The following is a 4,010-nucleotide window of genomic DNA, read 5'->3' as shown; positions in this document are numbered from 1 at the left end:
GTGGGCCACTTTCCCCCACGGAGGGGGGCGGGGGCTCGTCGGCGAGGATGGCGGGCAAAACCCGCACGAGGCTCCCTCGTTCCGTATCGGCAAGGTCGCGGATGCGGCGTCGGCCGCTGGTGGCGAACGCCCGGAGCAGCCCCGCGACCGCCTCGGCGGTTCGCGCCTCGTCGCACGTCGCGATCCACGTCACGCCCGCTTCGTCCGCGAGGCCGACCGCCGCGATCCCCGGCCCGGTCGCGCGCACATGGATGTCGGCCGCGATTCCCGAAAGGTCGGTGCCGCCGCCCTCGATCAGCACCAGGGTCTTCGGCGGAAGCCCGGCGATCGCGAGGCCGTGCGCCTCGATCGCGGATGCCATGGCCCTGACATCCACGGCCTCCCCGGTCAGGCCGGCGAGCGGGCTGGTGAGGGTGAGGCGCTGCGGGCCGCCGTCGGCGCGCATGTCGCCGAGGCCCGCCCCGCCCAGCGCCGCGACGAGGGCCGGCCGGGTCGCCTCGGTGACACCGCGCAGCTGTAGGTTGGCGCGTGCCGTTCGTCGTCGTGCACGGGCGGCGCGGCGGCAGCGCCATGGCCGCGGCGGCCGTCAACGCGCTCGCCAACGAGATCGAGTGATGGACTCGGCCGAGAACCGCTTCGCGGAGGAGCCTGCCGAGCAGCCGGACAGGCCGATCGCGGTCGTCACCGGCACGCTGTTCGGCGTCGGCATGGGGCCGGGCGACCCGGACTACCTCACCGTTCGCGCGATGCGGGTGCTCGAGCGCGCGCCGGTGCTGGTCCACTTCTGCAAGAAGGGCCGGCGCGGCAACGCCCGCACCATCGCTGATGCCGTGCTCCCGCCGGACGCGACCCGCGAGTTCCCGCTGGCCTACCCCTACACCACAGAGCTCCACCCCGATCACCCGGACTACGTCGCGGCACTCGCCGCCTTCTACGACGACGCGGCCGGGCAGCTCGCCGACCACCTCGGCGCCGGTCGCGACGTGGCGATCCTGTCGGAAGGTGACCCGTTCTTCTACGGCTCGTTCATGCATCTGTGGCGGCGGCTCAAGGACCGCTTCCCGGTCGAGGTCGTGCCCGGCGTCACCGGCATGTCCGGCTGCTGGACCAAGGCCGGGACGCCGATCACCTGGGGCGACGACGTGCTCACGATCCTGCCCGCGACGCTGCCGGCCGCTGACCTCGCGGCCCGCCTCGCCACGACCGACGCCGCCGTGATCATGAAGCTCGGCCGGCACCTGCCGAAGGTCCGCGCCGCCCTGCACGAGGCCGGCCTTCTGGCGCGTGCGGTCTACGTCGAGCGCGGGACCATGGCCGGCGAGCATGTCGTGCCGCTGGCCGACAAGCCGGACGACGCGGCCCCGTACTTCTCGATGGTGCTGGTGCCGGGCGAAGGGCGCCGGCCGTGAGCGGAAGCCTCGCGGTCATCGGCCTCGGGCCGGGCGATGCCGGGTTGCTCACCGCCTCGGCGCAGGCCGCGCTCGATGCGGCCGAGGACCTGATCGGCTACATTCCCTACGTCTCGCGCGTGCCGGATCGGCCCGGCCTGACGCGGCACGCCAGCGACAACCGCGTCGAGGTCGACCGCGCCCGCCATGCGCTGGAACTCGCAGCCTCCGGCCGGCGGGTGGCCGTGGTCTCGGGCGGCGATCCCGGCGTGTTCGCGATGGCAGCGGCGGTCTTCGAGGCGGTGGAGCACGGCGATCCGGCCTGGCGCCACCTCGCGATCACCGTCGAGCCGGGCATCACCGCGATGCTGGCGGCCGCCGCGCGCCTCGGCGCGCCGCTCGGCGGCGATTTCTGCGCGCTCTCGCTCTCGGACAATCTCAAACCGTGGGAGGTGATCACGGCGCGGCTCGACGCGGTGCTGCGCGCCGACTTCGTGGTCTCGCTCTACAACCCGATCTCGTCGGCGCGGCCCTGGCAGCTCGGCAAGGCCCTCGGGATCGCCGCCGAGATCCGCGACCCCGACACGCCGGTGATCTTCGCCCGGGCCGTCACCCGGCCCGACGAGGCGATCCGCGTGATGACGCTGGCCGAGGCCCGCGACGCGACCGCCGACATGGCGACGATGGTCATCATCGGTGCCTCGACCACCCGGCTGATCGAGCGCGGGCCGGGCGAGCGGCCGTTCGTCTACACGCCGCGCAGCGTCGCATGATCGCGGCCCGCGCCGACGAGCCGCTCGACGGCCGCGGCGGCATCGGCGACCGCGTCGACCATCGGCTTCCACGGCTGGCGGACGATCACCACCGGCAAGCCGAGTGTCCGCGCAGCGGCGATCTTTCCGTAGGTCGCCGCCCCCCCGGCATTCTTCGTGACGAGCACGTCGACCGACGCGTCGCGCATCAGCACGATCTCGGCGGCGGCGTCGAACGGTCCGCGCGCGCGGATCGCCGTGAGGCGCGGGACCGGCAGCGCATCCCCGAGCGGCTCGATCGTGCGCACGACGTAGTCGTGCTGCGGCGCGGCCGCGAAGGCCGCGACTTCCATGCGGCCGACCGTGAGGAAGACGCGGCGCGGAACGTCCCCCAGCGCCGCGACGCAACCGGCCACGGTGTCGACCTCGGTCCAGGCGTCTCCAGGCTTCCGCGTCCAGGCCGGGCGGCGGATCGCCAGGAGCGGGACGCCGGCAGCTTCCGCGGCCCCATAAGCGTTTCTACCGATGCGTGCGGCGAAGGGGTGGGTGGCATCGACAAGCCGGTCGATCGCCTGCTCGCGCAGGTAGCAAGCCAAGCCCTCCGGGCCGCCGAATCCGCCGATGCGGGTTGGAACCACGTCGACGACCGGCGCCGCGGTGCGCCCGGCCAGCGACAACGTGACGGAGAGGCCGGAATGGGGGAGAAGGCCGCGGACGAGGGCGCTGGCCTCCGTCGTGCCCCCGAGGATGAGGATCCGCATGGCCGCCTTGTCCGATAGGCCCGAACCGGTGTCGAGGCCCGATCCCTGGCTCGCGATCGTCGGCATCGGCGAGGACGGCCGCGACGGGCTCTCCCCCGCCGCCGGCGCGGCGCTCGACGGCGCCCGCGTGGTCTATGGCGGCCGTCGTCACCTCGCGCTCGCCGGCCCGCTCGACGCGGAGCTGCGAACCTGGCCGAGCCCGATCTCCGACGCCTACCCTGAAATTCTGGCACGGCGCGGGACGCCGACCTGCCTGCTCGCGACCGGCGACCCGTTCCACTACGGCATCGGCGCCGAGATCGCCCGGATCGTGCCGGCCGCCGAGATTCGGGCGTTTCCGCAGCCCTCGGCCTTCAGCCTCGCCTGCGCCCGCCTCGGCTGGCCGCTCGCCGAGTGCGCCTGCCTGACGCTGCACGGGCGGGCGCTCGCGCAGATCGTCCGCCACCTGCAGCCGAACGCCCGCCTGCTGGTGCTGTCCTGGGACGGCACGACGCCGGCGGCGGTCGCCGCGCTGATGACCGAGCGCGGTTTCGGCGCATCGCCGATCACCGTATGCGAGGCGATGGGCGGTCCGCGCGAGACTGTTCGGACCCGATGCGCGCGCGATTTCGACCTCGGCGACGTCGACGCCCTGAACACCCTGGCGATCGAGGTGGTGGGCGAGCCCGGCTGCCGGCCGGTCGGCCTCGCCCCGGGGCTCGACGATGCGTGGTTCGAGAACGACGGCCAGCTGACCAAGGCCGAGATCCGCGCGGTGACGCTGGCGGCGCTCCGCCCGCTCGCCGGCCAGCTGCTGTGGGACGTCGGCGCCGGCGCCGGCTCGATCGGCATCGAGTGGATGCTGCGCCATCCCGCGATGCGGGCGACCGCGATCGAAGCCCATCCGTCTCGCGTCGAGCGGATCGCCCGCAACGCGCAGACCCTCGGCGCCCCCGGGCTGACCATCGTCCACGGGGTGGCGCCGGATGCGCTGACCGGGTTGCCGGCGCCGGATGCGATCTTCATCGGCGGCGGCGTCTCCGCGCCGGGCCAGAATTTCAGGGTAGGCGTCGGAGATCGGGCTCGGCCAGGTTCGCAGCTCCGCGTCGAGCGGGCCGGCGAGCGCGAGG

At 74.0% G+C, this 4,010-nt stretch carries 4 protein-coding genes and 2 pseudogenes; 4 read left to right on the top strand and 2 right to left on the bottom strand.

Going from position 1 to position 4,010, the window contains the following annotated elements:
- Positions 1–445, bottom strand: a pseudogene (locus tag FV223_RS22010) (precorrin-3B synthase); the annotation flags it as partial.
- A gap of 80 nt (positions 446–525) precedes the next feature.
- On the opposite strand from FV223_RS22010, the pseudogene FV223_RS22005 reads away from it, so the two are divergent.
- The 3 genes and pseudogenes from FV223_RS22005 to cobJ all read left to right on the top strand — a co-directional run.
- A pseudogene (locus FV223_RS22005) lies at positions 526–615 on the top strand (precorrin-8X methylmutase); the annotation flags it as partial.
- A complete protein-coding gene (locus FV223_RS22000; RefSeq protein ID WP_147728991.1) occupies positions 615–1,409 on the top strand; it encodes a precorrin-2 C(20)-methyltransferase in 795 nt (264 codons plus the stop codon). The pseudogene FV223_RS22005 and the gene FV223_RS22000, both read left to right, overlap by 1 nt.
- Positions 1,406–2,161, top strand: a complete 756-nt coding sequence (cobJ, locus tag FV223_RS21995) for a precorrin-3B C(17)-methyltransferase (RefSeq protein WP_147728990.1) — start codon at positions 1,406–1,408, stop codon at positions 2,159–2,161. Before FV223_RS22000 ends, cobJ begins: the two co-directional genes overlap by 4 nt.
- Here the strand turns inward: cobJ and FV223_RS21990 are convergent.
- On the bottom strand, positions 2,137–2,901 hold the full coding sequence (locus FV223_RS21990) for a cobalt-precorrin-6A reductase (protein WP_147728989.1): 765 nt from the start codon (positions 2,899–2,901) through the stop codon (positions 2,137–2,139). The two genes, cobJ and FV223_RS21990, sit on opposite strands and share 25 nt — an antisense overlap.
- Here FV223_RS21990 and cbiE point away from each other — a divergent pair.
- Positions 2,900–4,010: precorrin-6y C5,15-methyltransferase (decarboxylating) subunit CbiE (gene cbiE, locus FV223_RS21985; RefSeq protein ID WP_147728988.1), on the top strand; the 1,111-nt coding region annotated here is incomplete at its 3' end. The genes FV223_RS21990 and cbiE overlap by 2 nt on opposite strands.

Origin of the sequence: Methylobacterium sp. WL116 (genome assembly GCF_008039455.1) — a bacterium.
In the GTDB taxonomy this organism is placed as follows: domain Bacteria; phylum Pseudomonadota; class Alphaproteobacteria; order Rhizobiales; family Beijerinckiaceae; genus Methylobacterium.
The sequence above is the reverse complement of the archived record's forward strand: the minus strand, read 5'-3'. Positions and strand labels throughout refer to the sequence as shown.